Origin of the sequence: Treponema denticola, from assembly GCF_024181645.1 — a bacterium.
Classification (GTDB): Bacteria; Spirochaetota; Spirochaetia; order Treponematales; family Treponemataceae; genus Treponema_B; species Treponema_B denticola_A.
The window spans coordinates 1575369-1597144 of the sequence record NZ_CP058624.1; the positions used below are offsets into that span (position 1 = coordinate 1575369).

At 41.5% G+C, this 21776-nt stretch carries 13 protein-coding genes, 1 tRNA gene, 3 rRNA genes and 1 pseudogene; 10 read left to right on the forward strand and 8 right to left on the reverse strand.

Annotated features, from left to right (window positions below):
• Both rsmH and mraZ read right to left on the reverse strand, forming a co-directional pair.
• Positions 1-948 carry a 16S rRNA (cytosine(1402)-N(4))-methyltransferase RsmH gene (gene rsmH / locus HO345_RS07445; RefSeq protein ID WP_253682297.1) on the reverse strand — a complete coding sequence of 316 codons (948 nt, stop codon included), beginning with the start codon at positions 946-948 and terminating at the stop codon, positions 1-3.
• Between the two features lie 5 nt (positions 949-953).
• Positions 954-1388 (reverse strand): division/cell wall cluster transcriptional repressor MraZ, encoded by a 435-nt coding sequence (gene mraZ, locus HO345_RS07450; protein ID WP_253684594.1) that lies wholly within the window; start codon positions 1386-1388, stop codon positions 954-956.
• Between the two features lie 174 nt (positions 1389-1562).
• On the opposite strand from mraZ, the gene HO345_RS07455 reads away from it, so the two are divergent.
• Positions 1563-3620, forward strand: coding sequence for a prolyl oligopeptidase family serine peptidase (locus HO345_RS07455; RefSeq protein WP_253682298.1), 2058 nt, complete (start codon positions 1563-1565; stop codon positions 3618-3620).
• Positions 3621-3659: 39 nt separating this feature from the next.
• Here HO345_RS07455 and HO345_RS07460 read toward each other — a convergent pair.
• From HO345_RS07460 to HO345_RS07485, 6 genes and pseudogenes are all read right to left on the reverse strand, one after another.
• Positions 3660-6198, reverse strand: a pseudogene (locus HO345_RS07460) (DUF2339 domain-containing protein).
• A 96-nt stretch (positions 6199-6294) separates the two neighbouring features.
• Positions 6295-6406 (reverse strand): 5S ribosomal RNA (gene rrf, locus HO345_RS07465).
• A 113-nt stretch (positions 6407-6519) separates the two neighbouring features.
• A 23S ribosomal RNA gene (locus tag HO345_RS07470) occupies positions 6520-9481 on the reverse strand.
• A gap of 190 nt (positions 9482-9671) precedes the next feature.
• Positions 9672-9745, reverse strand: a tRNA-Ala gene (locus tag HO345_RS07475).
• 135 nt (positions 9746-9880) lie between these two features.
• A 16S ribosomal RNA gene (locus HO345_RS07480) occupies positions 9881-11425 on the reverse strand.
• Together the 16S, 23S and 5S rRNA genes with 1 tRNA gene alongside form the textbook arrangement of a ribosomal RNA operon.
• 531 nt (positions 11426-11956) lie before the next feature.
• A complete protein-coding gene (locus HO345_RS07485) occupies positions 11957-12379 on the reverse strand; it encodes a DUF8479 domain-containing protein (protein WP_253682300.1) in 423 nt (140 codons plus the stop codon).
• A 198-nt stretch (positions 12380-12577) separates the two neighbouring features.
• Between HO345_RS07485 and HO345_RS07490 the strand changes: the two genes are divergently transcribed.
• The 9 genes from HO345_RS07490 to HO345_RS07530 all read left to right on the forward strand — a co-directional run bounded on the left by HO345_RS07490 (position 12578) and on the right by HO345_RS07530 (position 21768).
• A complete protein-coding gene (locus HO345_RS07490) occupies positions 12578-13735 on the forward strand; it encodes an NAD(P) transhydrogenase subunit alpha (RefSeq protein WP_010696750.1) in 1158 nt (385 codons plus the stop codon).
• On the forward strand, positions 13732-14034 hold the full coding sequence (locus HO345_RS07495) for an NAD(P) transhydrogenase subunit alpha part 2 (protein ID WP_253682301.1): 303 nt from the start codon (positions 13732-13734) through the stop codon (positions 14032-14034). Before HO345_RS07490 ends, HO345_RS07495 begins: the two co-directional genes overlap by 4 nt.
• Positions 14031-16079 carry an NAD(P)(+) transhydrogenase (Re/Si-specific) subunit beta gene (locus tag HO345_RS07500; protein ID WP_253682302.1) on the forward strand — a complete coding sequence of 683 codons (2049 nt, stop codon included), beginning with the start codon at positions 14031-14033 and terminating at the stop codon, positions 16077-16079. The genes HO345_RS07495 and HO345_RS07500 overlap by 4 nt, the downstream gene beginning before the upstream one ends.
• An 86-nt stretch (positions 16080-16165) precedes the next feature.
• Entirely contained in the window at positions 16166-16666 is a 501-nt protein-coding gene (locus HO345_RS07505) for a hypothetical protein (protein ID WP_253682303.1), read from the forward strand.
• 11 nt (positions 16667-16677) lie between these two features.
• Complete coding sequence (locus HO345_RS07510) at positions 16678-18126, forward strand: SPOR domain-containing protein (RefSeq protein ID WP_253682304.1); 1449 nt, start codon at positions 16678-16680, stop codon at positions 18124-18126.
• 401 nt (positions 18127-18527) lie between these two features.
• A complete protein-coding gene (locus HO345_RS07515) occupies positions 18528-19442 on the forward strand; it encodes an ABC transporter substrate-binding protein (protein ID WP_253682305.1) in 915 nt (304 codons plus the stop codon).
• 13 nt (positions 19443-19455) lie between these two features.
• Positions 19456-20433: a FecCD family ABC transporter permease gene (locus HO345_RS07520; protein WP_253682306.1), complete on the forward strand. Its 978-nt coding sequence runs from the start codon at positions 19456-19458 to the stop codon at positions 20431-20433.
• A gap of 15 nt (positions 20434-20448) precedes the next feature.
• Complete coding sequence (locus HO345_RS07525; protein ID WP_002670725.1) at positions 20449-21237, forward strand: ABC transporter ATP-binding protein; 789 nt, start codon at positions 20449-20451, stop codon at positions 21235-21237.
• Positions 21238-21264: 27 nt separating this feature from the next.
• Positions 21265-21768: a flavodoxin family protein gene (locus tag HO345_RS07530; protein WP_253682307.1), complete on the forward strand. Its 504-nt coding sequence runs from the start codon at positions 21265-21267 to the stop codon at positions 21766-21768.
• The last annotated feature ends 8 nt before the right edge of the window (positions 21769-21776 follow it).

Here is a 21776-nt window from a genome sequence, read left to right on the forward strand (position 1 = left end):
TTAACTCTCCCGATAATCAATTTTACGCACAACCCTAAGGCGTGCACTCCTCGACGGAGGATTAAGCCTTATTTCCTCATCAGAAGCCTTAACGGCTTTTTTTGTTAAAACCTCAGCCTTAGGTCTGCCCCCGCACTTACATATCGGCATATTTTCGGGACAGGTACAGCTTTTCCCTAATTCTTTAAAATAGAACTTTACAATTCTATCCTCAAGAGAATGAAAAGTAATAACTCCAAGCCGTCCGTTAGGAGCCAAAACCGAAAAAGCAGCCTCCAAAAGACGGGGCAGCCTATCAAGCTCTCCGTTCACTGCAATTCTAAGAGCTTGAAACGTTTTTGTTGCAGGATGAATTTTTCCATGCCTGTAATTTTGAGGAACAGCCTTGTAAATACAATCAGCCAATTCTTTTGCATTACTAAAAGCCGCCGCAGCTCTTTGTTCAACTATATGGGAAGCTATCTTTCTTGAATAGCGTTCTTCACCGTAATTAAAAATTAAATCCGCCAAATCTTTTTCATTATAAGAATTGACAATATCGGCGGCACTCAGCCTAAGCTCAGGATTCAGCCTCATATCCAAGGGTTCGTCAGAAAAAAAAGAAAACCCCCTCCCCGATTTTACATAGTGAAACATGGATATCCCCAAATCCAAAAGAACTAAATTTGGAGGAACAGAATCTTTAGGGTAATTTTTAAAAAACTCATCGGACCAGCCTAAGTGAAATCGGATGCGTTCACCGAAGGGTTTTAGCCTTTCTTTTGCCCGTTCTTGAATAGAAACATCGGCATCAAGGCCTATTGCATTCAGTTGAGGATATCTTTTTAAAAAAGCTTCAGTATGTCCGCCTTCTCCCAATGTTCCGTCTACAAAAAGATTATCGGAAACATCGGGTTTTAAGAATTCGAGACATTCTTCAAGCAATACCGATGTATGGACTGGCTGCATAAGACCTAAAAACCTATTTCACCCAAAGCTTCAGCAGCTTCAGAAAAATCCGGCTCACTCTCCTTTAAATATTTTTCATATTGTTTTAGATCCCACAATTCACAAAATTTACCGAGACCTAAAATAATGCAGTCTTTTTCGAGCCCTGCACACTCGCGGAGGCTCTGGGGAATAGATATACGGCCGTTTTTATCAACCTCAATTTCTTGGGCAGGGGCAATTAAACGCCTCATAACCAACAAAGATTGTGCTTTAAACAAAGAAGTTTTCTTCATAATCTCATCAGAAACCTTTTTCCACTTATCCGCAGTAAAAATCCAAAGACAGTTACCTACACCTCTTGTAATAACCAAATTTGAATCGGGTAATTCTGCACGAATTCTAGCCGGAAACATAATTCTTCCTTTTTCGTCAAGAGTATTCTTATATTCTCCGGTCATTGCAAAACTACCCACTTTTTACTACTTTCTCCCACTTACACCCATTTTATCACAAAAATTTAGAATGTCAAGCGGTTTACATAAAAAAAGTGCATTTTTTTTAGATTTTTTTAAACTACTTGAAAAAAAACATACTTTCTTCTATTATCTATCAAGATTTTAAAGGAGAAGATTATGCAATATAAAAAATCGGATGTTTCCGACAATTATTTTGGAACCGTCGTGCCTGACCCGTATCGATGGCTTGAAGACGATAATGCACCCGAAGTCATAGCTTGGGTAAAAGAAGAAAATAAAAAAACCGAAGATTTTTTATCCAAAATCTCTTTCAGAGGCGAGCTAAAAAAACGGCTCGAGGAAATTTGGGATTATGAAAAACGCTCAGGTCTTTTTAAGGCAGGAGACTTTTATTATTTTTTTAGAACGGAAGGCTTACAAAATCAAAGCATTATGTACCGCCAAAGCGGAAACACAAGGGCGGAAAGCTCTCCTGAAGTTTTTTTCGATCCGAATAAGCTAAGCTCGGACGGAACTACGGCCTTAAAAAATCTTGCCTTTTCCAAGAATGGAAAATATATGGCCTACTCCGTATCGGGAAGCGGCTCCGATTGGGAAGAAATCTTTGTCTTTGATGCCGAAAAAAAAGCCGATACGGGAGAACACATACACTGGGTAAAATTCTCCAACATTGCATGGTATAAGGACGGTTTTTTTTACAGCTCATACGATGCTCCCGATAAAGGAAAATCTTTAACCGAAAAAAACGAATTCCAAAAGTTAAAATACCATAAACTTGGAACAAAAGAAAGCGATGACCTTCTCATTTTTGAGGACAAGGAGCATCCCTTGCGCTCTTTTTCCGCAAGTACAACTGAAGACGAGAAAACCCTCCTTCTTACAGCTCTTGAAGCCGGAAGTGAGGGCAATATGATCTTTGTTGCGGATCTAAGCGAAGGCCTTCCTAAATGTTCAAACTGCTTTAAACAATACAACACTCATTTTAATGACAGTGTCTGGCCTCTTGAAACGGAAAACGGCTTTTTATATTTATTAACAAATAAACAAGCTCCATTTTACCGAGTTGTAAAGACATCTTTAAACAATATAAGTGAAGAGTCCATCGATGAAGTAATCCCTCAAAAAGACTGCCTTTTATCAAGCGCAGCCCTTTGCGGAGGAAAACTCCTTACGGTTTACTTGCGGGATGTTCAGGATGAGGCCTTTATCTGCGGTCTCGACGGAAAAAACAGTACAAAAATAAATCTGCCTGCAAATGGAAGCATCTCTTTTTCAGGAACACGAAAAAATGAAGGCTCTTTATTTTTCAATTTTACCTCTTATACAACTCCCAACAAAATCATACGCTATGATATAAAAACAAACAGTTTAACCGACTTTTTTGTTCCTGCCATTCCAATCAACACAGGAGATTTTAAATGCGAACAGGTCTTTTTTAAGAGCAAGGACGGAACAAAGATTCCTATGCACATTGTTTCAAAAAAAGATATTAAACTCGACGGAAATAATCCGACGATTATGTATGGGTACGGAGGCTTTGCTATTTCCCTTCCGCCCGTCTTCTCTGCAGCCAGAATGGCCTTTTTGGAAAAAGGAGGCATTTTTGCCTGCGTAAATTTACGCGGCGGTCTTGAATACGGAGAAGCATGGCACTCAGCCGGAAAAAAGATGAAAAAACAAAACGTCTTCGACGATTTTATTGCAGCAGGAGAATATTTGATAGAACACAAATATACTTCAAGCAAAAAACTTGCAATTCAAGGAGGCTCGAACGGAGGCCTTTTAATAGGAGCCGTAACAAACCAACGCCCCGATCTTTTTGCCGTTGCAATCCCTCAGGTTGGAGTCTTGGATATGCTCCGCTACCAGCATTTTACCATAGGCTGGGCTTGGGTCGATGAATACGGAAGCAGCGAGGACAGTAAGGAGATGTTTGAATATCTTTATGCTTACTCTCCCCTCCATAACGTAAAAGAAGGGATAAATTATCCTTCCATTATGGTATGTACGGGAGACCATGATGACAGGGTTGTTCCTGCACACTCCTTTAAGTATGCCCAAGCTCTACATGACACTTACAAGGGAGAAAACCCGATCCTTATCCGTATAACCGAAAAAGCAGGCCACGGAGCCGGCAAACCTACAGCAAAAATAATAGAAGAAACGGCGGATATCTACGCCTTTATCTTTAAGCAAACCGGTCATAAAATCTAAACCGATCAAGAGAGCCTTTAAAATTTTTTAAAAGGCTCTCTAACTTTCTTCGGTTTTTTCAATTTCAGGTTTTCCCAAACTTTTTTAACATGGGCTGAATTGCATAACTCAATAAAAGAAGGGCAACGCCAAACACCAAGGATGTAATAACCTTCGATAAAATATTCAAGGTATTTAAGTCAAGAATAATCAGCTTTGCCGCAACAAAGATTATCAGCCCAAGCGAAATATAAACCATCCTAGCCCTTCCCTTCCGCAAATAATAAACAAAGGAAGCTATAGAATAAAAAGCCCAAAGAAGGGTTAAAATACCTCCGTTTTTTACGGGGAGATAAATATCCACAAAGCTCAAAAAAACAAAGATAAGACTGATAACTGCAAAGTAAAGAATTTGCGGCATGTTTAGTATCTTAAAAAAAGCAATCAATATAAGGGCATTTAAAATATTTATTACAACCGAAAGAATATCTATATTCCAAATTTTAATGAGGATTGCATCCTGATACGGCATATGGCTGTAAATAAATATGTAATAAAAAAATGCAACGGTAATCAAAAATATACGGCCGACATTTAAACTTGCCTTATCTTTATTAAACTTATTTTTATAAAATTTATCCAAGGCTAAAATAAAAAGTCCCGAAAGTAAAATTCCATATCTAAATTGATCTGCTGCAATAGAAAAATCGAAAAGCATAATTTTCAACATTAAAATAAAAAAGCAAAGTCTGTAAAAAAATCGGGCATTTTCAGTTTTTTCTTTTATTAGAGAAAGACTGTAAACTGCAAAACTTAGAGCCGCTTCAATTCCAAGAAAAAGATATACATAAGAGCGGTTCCATTTAAAAAAACAATTTAAAGTGTCTGCAAACGAAAATAAAAATAAAATAAAAATTCCCGCATCTACAGCCCGCTCATAGAACCATTCTTTTTTAAGTTTATGATGCATAAGGTTATAAACAACTATGAGGACGAGCACAAGGCCTTGAGCAAAAATTTCCGTCCTCTTTATATCAAATTTATACAAGCTTAAGATCAAAAATATAAAAATATAGGCTTGAAAAACAAATCCTTGATAAGCCTTTTTAAATTTTTCTTTTTGTACAAAAACCGATAAGCCCATCGGAACAAGGTAAAAAGCTCCTTGAAGGAAAAAGAACAGCGGCGTAAGATTGTCAAAATCTCGCCCAAGTGAAATTATCGCCATTATATAAGCTGCAGCAAAAAGAAGGTGAAGCAAAACAAAAACTTTTAATTCTTCTTTTTTGCGGAAAAGCCAAAATCCTAAAAAGGCCATACTTAATATAAGGACGGGCTGAATATCGTATGTAAACCTGTCCACTACCGTTACATAAATAGAAAGCAAAGCCCCCGCAAGATAAATAAGCCCCAAATTATCCATTCTTTTTTTTCGGAAAGCAAGATAGGCTAAAACTATGTAAAAAAATGAAAAAATAAGATAGACGCTGCTTTGAGGCGCAAATTTATAAATAGAAAGTTTATATGTTAAAAATAAGGAAAAGCCTAAATTTAAAACGCCAAAAGCAGGAGAGAGAATTTTATCCCTTTTCTTTTCATCATCTTTTAAATAAAAATAAAGATCCGGAATGATATGAACGGCCATCAATAAAAGCACAAGGCCGAAAAACAGAACCGCATCATCGACATTCAAAGCCGTAGTAAGTAAAAGACGGGTTAAAATTCCTAAAAAGGAAATCAGCGAGATAAACTGCAAAAGCCTCCATCGCTTAAAAAAATAAACCGCTGATGAAAGGGTCGAAACAGCAAATACATAGAGCCCAAAACCTGTCAAACCTAAAAAGCCTAAATCTACAGCAAAGGGTATTATAAGGGAACCAAGCAAGCCTATTATGGATATTGATGAAGACACGGTCATAATTGAAAGAGTGTAAGAAAGAGCCGTAATCAAGCTTAAAAATATAAAAGCGGAAAAATCCCCTAAAAGACCGTACCTTAAATAGGCAGCGTAAGCAGTAAGATAAAAAACGGCTATACCTCCCCCAAATAAAACCTGACTTAACACAAGCCTCGATTTAGCCGAGCTCCTAAAGCCGAAAAAGCAGAGAGCAACTCCTATCAAGCCGCCGATAATCAAGGCAACCTCTTGCGTTATATATCCCTTGTCATAGCTTAGTTTGAAGATAAAGCCCACCCCTATCAAAAGAAGGATAATCCCCAGCTTACTGATAATGGATTCTATTGAAAATAATTTCTTAAAATACGGAGAAATAGCCGCATGTTTTTCTTTAATTCCTTTTTGTTTTAAGTTTTCTTTTACCTCATCTTTTGAAAGAGCCTCATCATTAGAAGATTCCTTAACAAACGAATTAGTTGTATTATCTTCATTCGTAGAATCTTCTCCGGCCTTAATCCATACTTGAGCCTCAGTTTCAGAAGAAACATTAGAATTACCCTGAAATTTAAATTCCAAATCCGAAAGCTTACTTTTTAAACGAATAATTTCTTCTTTCTGTTTTTTTATTTCGACAGCATTTTTTATAGGAAATATAAGAATGTACAATATAAGAGCAATTACAATTACAACAACTAATACCATAAGCTAACTCCTGTCTTAAAGACATAAGAGCTAGATATTATCATTTTTTGAAAAATAATGCAAGGAATCAGCAACCCTCCGCACGAATAAAAAAAAGCCAGGCAGCATCCTACTTTCCCACTTGATCAGCAGTATCATCGGCGTAAGAGAGCTTGACTTCCGTGTTCGGGATGGGAACGGGTATTACCTCTCCACTATGGCCACCTGGCAATAAAAAACAAATTAAGGACTTAAAACTCTATTTCAAGTTTTAAGTGTACTAAAAAAGAGAATGAAAAAGAAAGTTATCTTTATTTATGTATAGAAAAAAGAAACAATAATATGGTCAAGCCTCACGACTTATTAGTATTGGTCGGCTGAACACATTACTGTGCTTAGACCTCCAACCTATCAACCTTGTAGTGTGCAAGGAGTCTTTAGGAGGGTTAAACCCTCAGGGATACGTAGTCTTGAGGCGGGCTTCCCACTTAGATGCCTTCAGCGGTTATCCCTTCCGAACTTAGCTACCCGGCACTTACCCTTGGCAGGATAACCGGTACACCAGAGGTTCGTCCATTTCGGTCCTCTCGTACTAAAAACAGCTCCTCTCACGTATCCAACGCCCATAGCAGATAGGGACCGAACTGTCTCGCGACGTTCTGAACCCAGCTCACGTACCGCTTTAATTGGCGAACAGCCAAACCCTTGGGACCTGCTTCAGCCCCAGGATGCGATGAGCCGACATCGAGGTGCCAAACATTCCCGTCGATGTGAACTCTTGGGGAATATCAGCCTGTTATCCCCGGAGTACCTTTTATCCGTTAAGTGACGGCGCTTCCACTCGCTACCGCCAGATCATTAAGACCTACTTTCGTATCTGCTTGAGCTGTCACTCTCGCAGTTAAGCCTCCTTGTGCCTTTACACTCGCTGCGCCGATTTCCAACCGGCGTGAGGAGACCTTCGCGCACCTCCGTTACTCTTTAGGAGGCGACCGCCCCAGTCAAACCGCCTGCCTATCACTGTCCCTATCCCGGTTTCACGGGACAGGTTAGAAACCTGATTTATCAAGGGTGGTATTTCACTTTTCGGCTCCACCCAACCTAACGGTCAAGCTTCATAGCCTCCCACCTATTCTACACATGATAAACCAAGTCCCAATAATAAGTTGCGGTGAAGGTTCACGGGGTCTTTCCGTCTAACTATGGGTAACCGGCTTCTTTACCGGTATATAAATTTCACCGAGTCTCGCGTTGAGACAGTGCCCAGAATCGTTACACCATTCGTGCGGGTCGGAACTTACCCGACAAGGAATTTCGCTACCTTAGGACCGTTATAGTTACGGCCGCCGTTTACCGGGGCTTCAATTCAAAGCTTCACATTGCTGTTAACCTCTCCTCTTAACCTTCCGGCACCGGGCAGGTGTCACCACCTATACGTCCCATTGCTGGTTCGCAGATGGCTGTGTTTTTGATAAACAGTCGCCTGGGCCTGCTTTCTGCCACCCCCTCATCTTTAAAAAAAAGGAGGTCACACTTTTTCCGAAGTTACGTGTGCATTTTGCCGAATTCCTTAACGCGAGTTCTCTCGAGCGCCTTAGATTTCTCATCCCATCTACCTGTGTCGGTTTACGGTACGGTCTTTTATAACCTTAACCTTAGACAGTATTTCCCGGCACCTTGATTACGCCCGCTTCGCTCCACCGTAGTTTCACTCGCTGTCGCAGCTTACCTTGGACGACGGATTTGCCTATCATCCTTTATAACGGCTCGCTTACTTTGACCGGCATCCGTTAGCCGGCCGGGTTTCACCTCATGCGTCCTGCCATCGAAATTATAAAAGGTATCGGAATATGAACCGATTTCCCATCGACTACGACCTTCGTCCTCGCCTTAGGGGCCGACTTACCCTGGGAAGATTACCTTTACCCAGGAAACCTTAGATTTTCGGCGGGGAGGGATCTCACCTCCCTTTTCGTTACTTATACCTGCATTCTCTCTTCCATCTCCTCCAGCACCTCTCGCGAGTATGCCTTCATCAGTTAATGGAATGCTCCCCTACCGCCTTACACATAAAATCGCGTAAGACCCGTAGCTTCGGTATACTGCTTAGCCCCGTTACATTATCTGCGCATGGACACTCGACCAGTGAGCTGTTACGCACTCTTTAAAGGAATTGCTGCTTCTAAGCCAACCTCCTGGCTGTCTTTGTATCCACACTTCATTTCACACTCAAGCAGTATTTGGGGACCTTAGCTGACGGTCTGGGCTGTTTCCCTTTTGACTTGCGAACCTTAGCGCACGCAGTCTCACTCCCATACGTTGATTATCGGCATTCAGAGTTTAACTGGGTTTGGTAGGCTTTGACGCCCCCTAGTCCAACTAGTGCTTTACCTCCGATAATTTTGTATGAGGCTGTCCCTAAAGGCATTTCGGGGAGAACCAGCTATTTCCGGGTTTGATTAGCCTTTCACTCCTAGTCACAAGTCATCCATACCTTTTTTAACAGATTATAGTTCGGTCCTCCACAAGGTTTTACCCTTGCTTCAACCTGCTCATGACTAGATCACTCCGGCTTCGGGTCTACGACATGCAACTATTCGCCCTATTAAGACTCGGTTTCCCTTAGGCTCCGGAACTTCTATTCCTTAACCTCGCTGCATATCGTAACTCGCAGGCTCATTCTACAAAAGGCACGCTACCACCCTTTAAAAGGGCTGTAACATCTTGTCGGTTTACGGTTTCAGGTTCTATTTCACTCCCCTTACTGGGGTTCTTTTCACCTTTCCCTCACGGTACTTGTTCACTATCGGTAGCTAAGTAGTATTTAGCCTTGGATCGTGGTCGACCCGGCTTCCGACAGGGTTTCTCGTGCCCCGCCGTACTTAAGAAGCTGCATCAACAAGTCCGATTTATTTCGCTTACGGGGGTTTCACCCTCTACGCCAGGCTTTCCCAAAACCTTTCTGCTATAAATCGAATTTGTAACTTGTCGGTCCTACGCCGATGCAGCCCTTCAACTCCCTTAAAGGGTTTAGGCTCCTCCAATTTCGCTCGCCGCTACTTTCGGAATCTCACTTGATTTCTTTTCCTTGAGTTACTTAGATGGTTCAGTTCACTCAGTATCGCTTTACCTCTCTATTTTATTCAAGAGCGTAATGTCAGTATCACTACTAACGGGTTACCCCATTCGGCTATTTCCGTATCACAGGATGTGTGCTCCTACACGGAACTTTTCGCAGCTTACCACGGCCTTCTTCGCCTCTTAGCTCCATAGGCATTCGCCATAAACCTATTCTCGCTTGACCATATTATTGTCCCTTCTTTCTTTACACTTTTCGCTTAAAAAAGAAGTTTTGTATTTTTTTACTTTTCTTTTACACTGTAATGTTTTAATCACTACAGCGTCTTCATTCCCTTCCCTAGTTATGTCAAATATCTGTTCACCTTTTCTTATCGATTGGGCGAATAAAAACCTTGTCGTTAAACAAGGCTTTATGGAGATAAGGGGATTCGAACCCCTGACCTACGGCTTGCAAAGCCGCCGCTCTAGCCAGCTGAGCTATATCCCCTCAGTTGTTTTATAAAAAAAGAGTTTCAGGAAAGAACGAAAAGGAAGTATCGATTTGTCTTGTGTACTTCAAGACTAATATACATTGTATATTTTTTGAAGGTTAAAACAACCTTCAAATTACCCTTTCTCTTAGAAAGGAGGTGATCCAGCCGCACCTTCCGGTACGGCTACCTTGTTACGACTTCACCCTCCTTACCAAACGTACCTTCGGCACCGTCCTCCCTTACGGGTTAGACTAGCGACTTCGGGTACCCTCGACTCGGATGGTGTGACGGGCGGTGTGTACAAGGCCCAGGAACGTATTCACCGCACCGTGCTGATGTGCGATTACTAGCGATTCCAACTTCATGAAGTCGAGTTTCAGACTTCAATCCGGACTACGATTGCTTTTTTGCGTTTTGCTTGACCTCGCGGTGTCGCTTCGATTTGTAGCAACCATTGTAGCACGTGTGTAGCCCTGGACGTAAGGGCCATGATGACTTGACGTCATCCCCACCTTCCTCCGATTTGTCATCGGCAGTTCCGCCAGAGTCCTCAGCTTTACCTGTTAGTAACTGGCAGTAGGGGTTGCGCTCGTTGCGGGACTTAACCCAACACCTCACGGCACGAGCTGACGACAGCCATGCAGCACCTGTCAAGAGCCGTATTGCTACGCTGCCATATCTCTATGTCATTGCTCTTGATGTCAAACCCAGGTAAGGTTTCTCGCGTATCATCGAATTAAACCACATGCTCCACCGCTTGTGTGGGCCCCCGTCAATTCCTTTGAGTTTCACCCTTGCGGGCATACTTCCCAGGCGGTACACTTAATGCGTTTGCGTCGGCACCGAAGCTCTTGCCCCGACACCTAGTGTACATCGTTTACTGTGCGGACTACCAGGGTATCTAATCCTGTTTGCTCCCCGCACCTTCGTATATCAGCGTCAATCATCGGCCAGAAACCCGCCTTCGCCACCGGTGTTCTTCCAAATATCTACAGATTCCACCCCTACACTTGGAATTCCGGTTTCCCCTCCGTGATTCAAGTCAAGCAGTACCCAATGCAGTTTACGAGTTGAGCTCGTAGATTTCACACCAGGCTTACCTAACCGCCTACATACCCTTTACGCCCAATAATTCCGAACAACGCTCGCCCCTTACGTGTTACCGCGGCTGCTGGCACGTAATTAGCCGGGGCTTATTCGCATGATTACCGTCATCAAAGAAGCATTCCCTCTTCTTCTTATTCTTCATCTGCAAAAGAATTTTACAACCTTTCGGCCTTCTTCATTCACACGGCGTCGCTCCGTCAGACTTTCGTCCATTGCGGAAGATTCTTAGCTGCTGCCTCCCGTAGGAGTTTGGGCCGTATCTCAGTCCCAATGTGTCCGTTCACCCTCTCAGGCCGGATACCCATCGTTGCCTTGGTGGGCCTTTACCTCACCAACCAGCTAATGGGACGCGGGCCCATCCTGAAGCGGAGCCGTAGCTCCTTTCCTCATTTACCTTTATGTAAATGAGCACATTCGGTATTATCTAATATTTCTACTAGCTATCCCCATCTTCAGGGCAGGTCACCCACGCGTTACTCACCAGTCCGCCACTCTAGGGGAGAGCAAGCTCTCCCTTACCGTTCGACTTGCATGCTTAAGACGCGCCGCCAGCGTTCGTTCTGAGCCAGGATCAAACTCTCCATCATTATTATTTCAAGCCGCCCTTAAAGAGCGGTTGATTTCTAATTTTAGTTTGTCCCTTACTTATATTTTTAAGGAATTTGGTAAAGGTTAATCAGCTTAACCCTTACCGGTTTTTGATACTTTCCTTACCAAAAGCTTTACGCTTTGGCTATTTTTGTTCTTTCCCTTCCCTCTTAATTTCAAATATCATCCGCTAAAAACTTGTAAAAGTTATATAGCGAGCAAAAAGGAGTATATACTATTTTCTCACTTTTTGTCAAGAGCTTTTTAAAAGTTTTTTTATTTTTTTTAACCTTTTTTGCAACGTTTAAGCTGCCAAACTTAAGAAGCCTTGCCTTCATTGAAAAAGCAAGACTTGCAAAACTTTTCTAGTGTTTTCTTTGCTTTTCTAGGCACACCGTCTTAGCTGACGGTGTGAGCGAATATACCCCTTTCTCAAACTTTTGTCAAGTACTTTTGGTAAGGTTTTTGCTAAAAAATATTTTTTTTTAGATTTTTTAAGATTGCTATATTAAAACAATGCTTAACTCTTTTTAGTACTCCCCGCTATTGAGCACAACAGTAAAAAGGTGTTCTTTATTTTTGTCATTGTAAACAAAGCTCATATTAAGCTTATCATTTCTAAATTGTTCAACATAAGTTTGGGACTTAAATTCCGTGATAAGAGCTTCTCTGGTACCGGCTTCAATCATATTCCACACCTCAGGTGTATTATTTTCTTTAACCCTTTTGGTAAAAGAATACACATATTGAAGAGTATGAATGTTTTCAATATATTCTACTGCATCAAGCTGAATATCATCCCCTATCTTTGTAGGGCACTGTTTATTCAGGGCTTCTGCCATACTTTTGTACTTTTTGAATTCACTCTTTCCATTCTCTTTGGTACAAGCAGAAAAAAATAAAAAACAAACCATTATTGCCGTTAAAATACTTAATTTTTTGGTTACTTTCATCTTAAATATCCTATGAAAGTCATCTTATCACAATTAAAAAAAATATATAAGAGCTTAAAATAAATTAGATGTAAACAAATTTTCGGAAACCACAACACTAAAACCGAACCTTGACGGCAATGTATTACTATGATATAATCGATTGAAATTAAGAGTTCAGTATAGCTATATAAAAACTGTACTCTATAGGAGGATTTTATGATTATTGGTATTCCTAAGGAAATCATGCATGGAGAAGACCGTGTTGCCGCTACCCCGGAAACATGCGAGCTTTTGGTTAAGGACGGACACAAGGTTTTAGTGGAAAAAGGGGCCGGAGAGGGCGCCTATTTCCATGATCCGGAATATGAAAAGGCCGGAGCCGAAATAGTTTCCGATGTTAAAAAACTTTTTTCCGATTCGGAAATCATTTTAAAGGTAAAAGAGCCCCTTTATAATGATGCAATGGGCTGTCACGAAATCGATATGATGCACCAAGGACAGTATCTTATCACATTTATTCACCCTGCAGCTCCGGTTAACCACGAAATGGTTAAAAACATGGCAAAAAAAGGCGTTATTTCTTTAACCCTCGACGGGGTTCCTCGAATTTCAAGAGCACAAAACATGGATGCTCTTACTTCGATGAGTACCTGTGCAGGTTATAAAGGAATCTTAATTGCCGCAAATTTATTGCCCAGATTTATCCCTCAAATTTTCTGTGCTGTCGGTATGATTAAACCTATGAACGTTTTAATAGTCGGAACGGGTGTAGGCGGCTTACAGGCACTCGCAACAGCCAAAAGACTTGGAGCCGTAACTTATGCAGCAGATATCCGGCCTGCAGCCCGTGAACAGGCTCAGTCCCTCGGTGCAAAGATTATCGATTTAGGCGTTCCCGAAAATGAGGCCATCGGAGAAGGCGGCTATGCCCTTCATCTTAAAAAAGAAACCCTCGAAAACGAAAGAAAGATGCTCGCTCCTCATATTAAGGACATGGACATAATCTTCCTTTCGGCCCTTGTTCCGGGAAAACTCGCTCCGGTTATCATCACAGAAGAAATGGTAAAAACCATGAAACCCGGCTCGGTAATCGTTGATATTTCAATCGACCAAGGCGGAAACTGTGAGTTAACACCTCCGGGCGAAGTTGTCAAAAAGCACAATGTTCACCTTGTAGGTATTAAAAACATACCCGGACTTCTTCCTTCAAGCTCTACATGGATGTTTGCTCAAAATATTTGCAACCTCACCCGCTATCTTATCAAGGACGGAAAAATCGAGCTTGACCGAAACGATGACATTGTCAAAGGTATTCTTACCACTATTGACGGTGAAATCGTTCATAAAGGAGCCAGGGAGGCAATGGGCATATGAGTTTGGAATTGATACTGGTTCTTGTCTTTGTTGTAACGACCCTTATAGGCTACAAACTGATCAAGAATGTACCAAGTCTTTTGCATACCCCTCTTATGTCGGGTATGAATGCCCTATCCGGCATTACCATCTTGGCTACAATGACCGCTACGGCCGCTGCAATTACAACAGGCAGCAAGGTTTTCGGCTGTATAGGCATCATTTGTGCAACAATAAACGTAGTTGCCGGCTTCGGTCTTACGGACAGAATGCTTAAAATGTTTAAAACGGGCAATGAGTCCAAAGAGGGTACAAAATGACGGATACGGTTTATTATATTATTTGCGGAGTACTCAGCATTGGGGTTCTTTTAGGAATCAATATGATGAGTAAGGTTAAATCGGCAGTTAAGGGAAACCGTTTAAGTGCCATTTGTATGCTCGCAGCCGTATGCGTAACCCTGTATAAATATCAAATTTTTTCTGCAGGAATGATGTGGGCAGGGCTTGCCATAGGAGCGGCAATCGGTATTTACCTCACAATAAAGGTAGAAATGATTACCATGCCCCAAACGGTTGCCTTACTCAACGGTTTAGGCGGAGCAGCTTCGGCTGTTGCAGCCCTCTTAACTCTCGCAGCGGTTAATTCTCAAGCAGGAATCTTTGCTATCGTTACGGGAGGAATAGCCTTAGCAGTAGGAGCTTTAACCTTTTCAGGCAGCTTAATAGCCGCAGGAAAACTTCACAAGCTTCTCCCTCAAAAACCTACGGTTCTGCCTGCTCATCAGGCTTTGACCACAATCAGCTTTTTAGGAATGATAGCCTTCATCGTTCTTCTTCCTATTAAACCTGAACTAATGATAATCATTTCGGTTGCAGGGCTTGTAATAAGCCTTCTTTTCGGTATCTTCTTTGCTATACGCGTAGGCGGCGCGGACATGCCGATTACGATTTCTCTTTTAAACTCAACATCGGGTGTTGCAGCCTCAATTGCAGGTATGGCGATAGGAGATATTCTCTTGGTATCTGTTGGAGGTATAGTCGGAGCTTCGGGCCTCCTGCTTACCCAGATTATGTGCAGGGCAATGAATAGAAGCCTCGCTTCAATTCTTTTTAGCAAGGCGGCTAAACCGGCACAGCCTGCAAAGCCTGTACAGTCGGCAAGTTCTTCAGCATCTGCACCAAAAGAAGCGTCAGAAGCAAAACCTCAGCAAATGGGAGAAGCAAAACCAGCTCAACAGGAGCTTACGGCAACAGGACATGCCGATAAGTCGCAGCTCCCCTCATGGTTTAGCGATGCTAAAGAAGTAATTTTTATCCCCGGCTACGGCATGGCCCTTTCACAGGCACAAGGCTTGGTAAAACAGCTGGCAGATAAACTTGAATCTATGGGAAAAAATGTGCGTTTTGCAATTCACCCCGTCGCAGGAAGAATGCCGGGCCATATGAACGTACTTCTTTGCGAGGTCGATATTCCATACGACAAGCTCTACGAAATGGAAGCTATAAATCCGGACTTTGATAAGACGGATTTGGCCATAATCATCGGAGCAAGCGATGTCGTAAACCCCGCCGCAAACACGGCAGAAGGAACGCCCATATACGGAATGCCTGTCTTGGCTGCAGAAAAAGCTAAAAAGCTCATCATCTGCAACTTCGACCTACAGCCCGGCTATGCGGGAGTTCCCAACCCCTTGTACGAGCCTAATCCCAACACTATGATGCTCTTAGGTGATGCAAAGGAAAGCATAAACACCATGCTCGACTCCCTCAGAACTAAGGGAAGCACTGCAGGAAGTGCTTCAGGCGGAATATCCGGCAGCACAGGAGCGGAAGCAAGTCAAGAACAAGCCGGAACGGAAGCTCAAATAGGCCATTGGTTTAAAGAAGCAAAGGAAATCATCGTTATCCCCGGCTACGGCATGGCTCTTTCTCAGGCACAGGGCTTGGTAAAACAACTGGCAGATAAACTTGAATCTATGGGAAAAAATGTGCGTTTTGCCATTCACCCCGTCGCAGGAAGAATGCCCGGCCACATGAACGTACTCTTGTGCGAAGTTGACATTCCCTACGACAAGCTCTACGAAATGGAAGCTATAAATCCCGACTTCGATAAGACGGATTTGGCCATAATCATAGGAGCAAGCGATGTCGTAAACCCGGCCGCAAACACGGCAGAAGGCACGCCAATCTATGGAATGCCTGTCTTAGCCGCAGAAAAGGCTAAAAAGCTAATCATCTGTAACTTTGACTTACAGCCAGGCTATGCGGGAGTTCCAAATCCCTTGTACGAGCCTAATCCCAACACTATGATGCTCTTAGGCGATGCAAAGGATAGTTTAAACAAGATATTGGAAAATCTATAACGAATTTTAAGGGGCTTTTAAAAGCCCCTTTTTAAATTCTCTTAATCTTTTTTTGGGAATACCGATAATCTATCACGAGGACTATTATGTTAAAAAAATACATAAACTGTATATTATTTTTTATTTTTTTCGGGTTAGCTTTTGCGGATACGGCAGCCTTTGCCTGTTTCCAAAACAAAGATGCACACGAAAAATGTAGAAATATTACCGAAATTTTTGAAGACAACCTTTTTGACAAGTTTTTTGATGAGGGTTTTATTGCTACCAGCATTCCTATCAGCGAAGTAAAATCGGAAGAAGAAATTTCGCTTACATCAATAAAGGCTTTTTTTGAGGAAAGCCCGAACTACCTGATTATCTTTTATATGCAATATGGTACCGAACTCCTATTTAACAAAAAAAACCAATTAAAAGAAGCGGATTGGCAAAAAATGACTGTCCGTATGTTAGATTTTGCGAGCGAAAAAGAAATATACAAAAAAAACATCGATATCACTAAACTAAAAGAAAAAGACGTAGAAAAAAAGGCCGAAAAAATGGCTGATCAAATATCAAAAGAAATATTCGAGGCAATCAGCAGGAGATAAGGAGAGGGATTATGAACAAAAAAGTTTTATTTTCATTGATATTCATTATATCGTTTTCATGTATATGGGCGGTTTGGGAAGGAAACGGAGGCATCGGCTCTTCTACCGATTTTCCGGCTGAAGGCTTGTTTGTCAGAAGCGATATGTTTCCTAAACACACCCTTTTGGAAATAACAAACCTTGAAAAGAACGTTAAGGCAAGAGCCGTTGTTATAGGTCCGTCAGGAATTCCAGGTCTTCTGGCCAGCCTGTCACCCGAATTGGGAGAAAAGCTCGGAGTTCCGAGGGGAAAGGTTATCAGAATAAGAGTCCTTACGCCTAGTCCGGTAAATGAAGAAGGGGATGACGGTAAAAGCATTTCGGCCGCCGGCCCTGAATCTCAAGACTTAGATAACAACCCGGCCCTCTTTGTAGCATCTCATTCGGATTTACCGAGTGCAAATGTTAAAAAAGAAGAAGCCGAACCCGTATCCGAAAATACAGGCTCAGATACAATTCTCTACGATGATCTTAAAAGTCCTATTGAAGATACACCCGCGGAAACGGCTGAAGATATTCCTGTAGTAGAAGAAGTTCCTGATGTAGATGCTATAATTGATCCTGTAGTTGAAGAACCGATAGAACCAATAAAACCGGTATCTATAGAACCTGTGGAAGAGGTAAAGGAGCCTGAACCTAAAGTAGAACCGATTAAAGAGGTTGAAGAGAAACCTGCCGAAGATTCATCTTTGACGTATGCACCTGAAACCGTTGAACCCATAACTGAAACCTATATGGAGCCGGCAAATGAAAATCCCCCTATAACGGTGGATCCTATAAATGAACCTGCAGCAAAACCGGAAGCCGCCCCGTCTCCTGTAACCGAGGTATCGGAACCGCAAGGGCCCGAACAGCCTAAAGAAGAGATAGAAGACGTTGAAGTTGTAGATCCTGTAGTAGAACCTGTTGATGAAGCTCCGGTTGAAGAAAAAAAGGTTGAAACAGTTGCTTCCGTTACGCCCAAAAATGAGACTGTTGCAGATAAAAAAGAAGAGGCTCCTGCTCCTATTGAAGAAACACCGGCTCCTGTTGAGGAAACGCCGGTTGAAGAGACACCGGCCGAAGAACCCGAAGATTCAGGCACGTATGAAGAAACCGATTCGGATATATATACCGCAGCCGAAGAAAAGCCCGAAGAAGAATCCGCAGTTCCTGTAAATGAGATTAAGCCTGTTTCAAGCAAACTGGAAAAAGGCAAAACCTATGTTCAGATAGTAATCTATGACGATAAATACAATCGGAATGAGGTCTTAAAAAAATACGGGAAAAAATATCCTATGGTAGTGGAAGAAAGGCTTGTAAAAAACAACACAAGATATACCATATTTGTAGGACCTTTAAAGCCTGATGAAACCGGTGCTGTTCTTGAGCGCTTTAAGCAGCTGGGCTTTAAAGATGCCTTTTTAAAGAAGGGAAGATAAAGTCCGGGAATTGATAGTACCCTGTCATTAAAGTGTGTAGTCGGTAATTAAACCGATTACACATTTTTTTTGCGAAGATCCGCATGCCATATTTTACCGGTTGGGCTATTCCAAAAAATCCATACGTATAACAAGAGTCTTTGCAATGTAGGCAAGTTGTAATTCTCCTCCGCTTATTTCATTACAAAAACGATTTTTTAAGAAGGCTATATCGAGTTCCTAACGGCAAGGATTTCATCCTCCTTAAATATTCGGAACTTTTTCTAGATAAAAACCGAGCACTTTTTTTTCATTTCCTATTGACAGAAAAAATAAATAATGTTATCCTGTGCAAACTTAGCTATGGCTAACATCTTTCTTTTATAAGAAATATGGTTAAAACTTTTGTTTTGGAGGTTTTTATGAAAAACAAATTATTTATTATTTTTGGTTTCCTTTGTATGAGTACCCTGCTGTTTGCAGGAGGAAGCAAGGAAGGCAGTACGAAACAGGAAAAAGGCCGTGAAATGTACGGCTACATGGTGCCGGAGTCCGTTCCGCAGAGGACTGCCGTAGGGCAGATTGTCGTATTACAGATGCTTGATATACTGGGTGTCGATATAGTTGCAAGACCGTCGACAAAGCGGGACATTGGTGAGAAGTATAAAGATAAAACGGAAATTGGTACACCGATGCGTCCTGATCTTGAAAAACTTAAAGAGGTAAATCCCGACTTCTATTTGGCAAGTGGCGCTAAAGGCTCTCCCCTTGAAGAACAGTTAAAGGTTTTAAACATTCCCGCAGAATTTTTGCAGACGACAACCTATACGGACATTTTAAATTCGATGAAGTACCTAGGAGAGGTGTACAACAAACAAAAAGAAGCCGCTGCTTATGTAAAAGAAGTCGAAGATGCGATTGCAAAAGCTAAAGCTGCCAATAAAAATAAAAAACCGCTTAAAGTTTTGGTTATTGCAGGCTTCCCCAATAGCATGAGCATACATACGGAGGGGTCTTTTGTAGGCAGTTTGGTAAAAGTCTTAGGCGCGGAAAATATATGGACTGATAATACTATCGAAAATACAACTGTTCCGATGAATTTGGAACTGGTAAAGGCTGCTAATCCGGATGTTATTTTGATTACCAATCATGCTGATAAGGAAGCTACTGCAAAAATGTATGAAAAAGAATTTCAAAGTGATTTATGGCAAAAGATTGATGCCGTTAAAAATAAGAGATATTATAGTTTGGATACCCGAGTATTTTTTGTCTTTGGTTCTCCCTATGTACCGGAAGCTCTGGAAACTTTGGGTTCTTATTTTTATGGAAGTAAATAAGTAGGAAACACGGATGAAAAAAGCAAGTGTTTTTATTATCTTGTCGCTATTACTTGTTTTGTTGTTTTTTTCATCTGTTGCATTAGGGTCGCTCAAATTTTCGTTTGCACAAATTTGGGTGGCTCTGCTCGGCAGAGGAGAACAGTTAGTTACTGATGTTATCTTCGGTTTGCGATTACCGCGGGTACTTGTTGCTCTTATTATCGGCATGAATCTCGCATCAGCCGGTGCCTTGATGCAGGCGGTTATGCAAAATCCCTTGGCGGATCCCGGTATTATCGGTGTTTCTGCCGGTGCCAGTGTTGCCGGAGTTATATTGATGCTTGCCATTCCTCAGTATGCATACTTGGTTCCGCCTGCAGCTTTTGTCGGGGCGATGTTTGCCGCTTTTTTAATATACATTTTGGCGTGGAAAGACGGGTTTACTCCCGTGCGGATTATTCTGTCGGGTGTTGCAATTAATGCTCTTTTGGGCAGCCTTACCGGTCTTATTTCTATTTTGTATAGCGATAGGCTTCAGGGTGCTTTGATGTGGCTTAACGGAAGCTTGTCCGGAAAAACATGGCGGCATTTTCAAGTGCTTATTGTATACAGTATTCCTGCCCTGATACTTGCTCTTCTTTGTATTAGGGCAGCGAATGTCTTATTGCTGGGAGATGAAAAAGCAAAAAGTCTTGGGGTAAGTGTCAACCGCTGCCGTGTATTTCTTTCGATTATCGGGGCTTTTTTGGCAGGGATATCGACTTCGACTGTCGGAATCATCGGTTTTATAGGTTTAGTTATCCCCCATATCATGAGGATGCTGGTCGGCTCGGATTATAAGAGCCTATTACCGTTTTCAATGTTCGGCGGAGCGGTTTTGCTACTCGGGGCGGATACTTTTGCTCGCACTATTGCTTCACCGATTGAATTGCCTGTAGGAATTGTAATGTCGATATTCGGAGCACCGTTTTTCCTATACCTACTGAGAAGTTCCGGTAAAAGGAGATAAGGAGGTACTTTTGTTATGACAGCTGTTTCTGCAAAAGATATTTCGTTAAGATACGATAAAAAAGATGTAGTAAAAAGTTTTTCTGCGGATTTTACACAAGGAAAAATTATTTCGATAATAGGACCTAACGGCTCCGGAAAATCAACCATTTTACGCAGTTTTGCACGTCTTTTAAATACTGCATGCGGCCAAATATCCCTTTTCGATACCGATATCGCAACAGTATCAAAAAAGGAATTTGCAAAACGATTGGCAATTTTATTGCAGCACAATATCTCGCCTGAAGATATTACGGTAAAAAATCTGATATACTTCGGCAGATGTCCGCATAAAAAATGGTATCAGCAATTTGAAAAAAGAGATGAAGACATTTTACAACAAGTCCTTATCCAAACGGACTTAGTCGACTTTGCCGAAAAAAAAGTTTGCATGCTTTCAGGCGGCGAAAGACAGCGTGTCTGGCTTGCAATGGCATTAGCACAGCAGCCTCAGGTGCTACTGCTGGATGAGCCTACCACCTATTTGGATATAGGTTATCAGCTGGAACTTTTGGATCTTGTTTACGATTTAAATCGAAACACTAACCTTTCGATTATTATGGTATTGCACGATTTAAATCAGGCAGCACAATATAGCGATGAAATTATCGTATTAAAAGACGGCAAACTCTACAAAAAAGGGACACCGCAAGAAATTTTTACTTCAGAACTTATAAAACAAATTTACGGTATAGACTGTAAAGTTATTTATGACGAAGAGGAACATTTTCCGATCGTATTGCCTAAAAGAAAAGGCAAAATCTAAATCAAAAATCAATTAGGAGAATTATTTATGAAAATTTTATTGACTTATTCAAGTAAAACTGGAAACACCAAGGCTGTAGCAGAAGCCGTATTAAAAACTCTTCCTCAGGGAACCGATTTTTTTGCAGTGAGCGAAGTTAAAGACTTAAACAATTATGATGCGGTCATTGTAGGTTTTTGGATCGATAAGGGCCTTCCAAATGAAGAAGCATTAAATTTTATGGAAACGATTAAAAACAAAAAAACGGGCTATTTCTTTACATTGGGAGCTTATCCCGATTCTCCCCATGCGGAAGATTGCCATAAAAGCGCAAAAGATCTTTTAACAAAAAACGGAAATGAAGTGCTTGCAGGATTCGGCTGTCAAGGAAAAATAGATCCGGCTCTTACCGAAATGTTTAAATCCTTACCTAAAGATCATCCGCACTACATGAATGAAGAAAGAAGAAAACGCCATGAAGAGGCGGCAAAACATCCTGATAAAAAAGATTTTGAAAATGCAAAAAAAGCATTTGAAAATTTCGGAAGATAATTAAAATC